This window comes from Micromonospora sp. SL1-18 (assembly GCF_047921505.1).
Taxonomy (GTDB): Bacteria; Actinomycetota; Actinomycetes; order Mycobacteriales; family Micromonosporaceae; genus Micromonospora.
Genome location: NZ_JBLROA010000152.1, coordinates 1 through 2,535, shown reverse-complemented (window position 1 = coordinate 2,535; position 2,535 = coordinate 1). Strand labels below are relative to the sequence as shown.

Genomic DNA, 2,535 nt, shown 5'->3' with positions numbered 1-2,535 from the left:
GGGCGACGGACGAGTCGACCTGTACGCCGGATTATGAGGACCACACATATCGTGAGCTGCGGAAACACCACCGATCATGACTGTCAGGGCGTCTGCAGGGCGTCTCCCTCCTCCGCAACGAGATCCGGGAAGAGGCTGTCGATCGCCTGGCGGGTCCGTTCCTCGCTCGATGGCATGAGGTGGGTGTAGACGCGGAGAGTGAAGCCAGGATCGGTGTGACCGAGGTAGGAGGCGAGGGCCTTGATGCTCTCCCCCGCATCCAGAAGCGCCGAGGCGTAGAAGTGCCGCAGGGCGTGCATGCCGGTAGAACGGCTCGAAACCATCCCAGCCGCACGAACGGCAGGCCTCCATGCGACCTTGTCGAAGGTCGTTCGCCGGAGCGCGCTGTCGCGGGTGGTGGTGAGGACCAGGGCGTGAGTCTGTGTCTCGGCGCTGGCCGGGTCTTCCCACGGGAGAGTGACGTGGACGGGCGGGAACCGGTCGAGGTGCGCCTGTAGTGCTCGCGCGACGGTGCCAGGCAGCGGCACACGGCGGTCCCGGTCGGTCTTGGGAAGTCCGAAGACAAGCCGGGACCGGACATACTTGACCTGACGAACGATGTGCAGCCAGCCGCCGTCGAAGTCGATGTCGGCCACAGACAGGCCGAAGATTTCCCCCTGACGGAGGCCACAGCCAGCGCCCATGTCAACCGCGACCCGGTAGCGCTCGGGCAGGTTGGCCCGTACCGCGGCAACCTCCTGCGGCTTCCAGGGCACCACCTTCCGCTGCACTGCCCGGGGTGGAATCACGGAACGGGCGGAGCACGGGTTCTTGGCGATGCGCTCGTCGTCCACTGCCGCCGCGAGGATCGAGCGGAGGTGAGTGAACACCACGGCACGGGAGGCAGGGGCGAGAACGCCGACCATGTTGCGGTCCCACTCACGGATCTGGCCCGGCTTGATGGCCGACAGCTGCCGGTGGCCAAAGAACGGCAGCAGGTGTTTACGAACCCGGAGTTCGGTGCTCTCGCGGGAGGATTCATCGAACGCGCGAGTCCGTATCCACTCCTCGGCGTACTCGGCGAAGGTGATGCGCCCAGCGGCAGGATCGACGTAGGCACCACGCAGCTTGTCCGACTCGACCGAGACGAGGAACGCCTCAGCGTCCCGCTTGGCCCGGTCCGGGAACGACTTCTTGTGCTCACGCCCGTCGGGGCCGATGTACCGGACCCGGTACCGCAGCCCTTTGCCGAACAGCGCCGCCTTTACCCGCTCCGTGCGCCCGCCCGGATGGCGAACCGTCTTGTACCAGCGGTCTTCGATGTGCGCCACGGCCTACGCGGCCTGTCGCTTGAACCAGGCCCGCACGTCGGCCGGGTCGTAGCGCAGGTGACGCCCGACGCGGCCAGCCGGCGGCCCGTACTTGCGCTTGCGCCACTGGTACAGCGTCTCGACCGGGACCCCGAGGAACGCCGAGACATCCTCAACCGACCACAGATGGTCAACGACCGGTGTACGCGTCACTGCTCCTCCCTCCGTGACTCCGAACCGTTCACAGTTGCCGAGACATCGGGCGGGACCGCAGCACGTCTTGCCGCGTCGAGCTGGGCGCGCCATTGGATGCGTTCAGAGATCGCCCGTAAGACCCGGTGGCCGAGGGGTGGCACGTCGGGGTCGGTTGGCCGGGCGAGTTCCCAGGCGTGCCGGACGGTGTCGGAGCCGGTCGGGGCGGTGTCGGCGTCGGTGGTGACGCCGAGCAGCGCCTTGACCCACTCGCGCCGGTCGGCCCGGTGGTCGGTGAGGGTTTTGCCGGACCATTGGCGGGAGATGAGGACGCGCCGGCCGCCGATGCCGAGGGTTTCGCGTTTGTGGACCTTGCTTTTGCAGTTGCCGGGCTTCAACCCGGGCCGGGCCTTTTTGGGTTGGATGCCGTAGAGCAGCCAGTTGGCGCACCGCTCCGAACACGGCGTGTGCCGCAGCTCCTGCCAGAGCCGTTCGAGGTGTGCCCGTTGCCGGGCGGTGGTCACGTCGTGGCAGTCGGCGGCCTGCTTGGTGAGGTACTTGGTGATGTAGCCGACGCACCGGTCCGCGTCCTTGGTGCCGGCGAGCACGCCTTTGGCGTCGACTTGGACGCCGAAGCGGACGACGTGCATCGGCTGGGCGTCGGGGTCGGCGTCGACCAGGTCCAGGGCGTCATCCCACGACGGCAGCGGCTCACCCGAGTCCGGGTCGGTGTAGCCGCCCGCATCGGCATCCCATTGCGGCGCCCTCCCCGGTTGGTAGACCAGCTCGGTGGCGGGAGGCCACCACACCTGGTGGTAGGTGGCGGCGGCGACCTGGCGGACGAGGGCGCGGGGGATGGTGCCGCGTATGGCGAAGTGCGCGTGTGGGGCCAGCCGTCGCTGCGGCTCGACCGCCCCGGCGTACTGCACGTTCCAGCCCACGGCACGGCGCAGGTTCTGCCAGAACCGGTCCAGGAGCCGGGGGAAGTGCACGGCGTCCCAGGCGGCCCGCCGGTAGTCGTAGCTGTCCGGGTGGACCGGTGTGCCGTCGGAGA

Annotated in this window: 3 protein-coding genes; all 3 read right to left on the bottom strand. The window is 68.6% G+C overall.

Annotation, left to right across the window (positions count from 1 at the left end; translation table 11 throughout):
• Window positions 1-83: 83 nt before the first annotated feature.
• Complete coding sequence (locus ACNAW0_RS30160) at window positions 84-1,310, bottom strand: tyrosine-type recombinase/integrase (RefSeq protein WP_416291438.1); 1,227 nt, start codon at window positions 1,308-1,310, stop codon at window positions 84-86.
• A gap of 3 nt (window positions 1,311-1,313) precedes the next feature.
• Entirely contained in the window at window positions 1,314-1,502 is a 189-nt protein-coding gene (locus tag ACNAW0_RS30155; RefSeq protein WP_416291437.1) for a helix-turn-helix domain-containing protein, read from the bottom strand.
• Window positions 1,499-2,535: replication initiator (locus tag ACNAW0_RS30150; RefSeq protein WP_416291436.1), on the bottom strand; the 1,037-nt coding region annotated here is incomplete at its 5' end. The genes ACNAW0_RS30150 and ACNAW0_RS30155, both read right to left, overlap by 4 nt.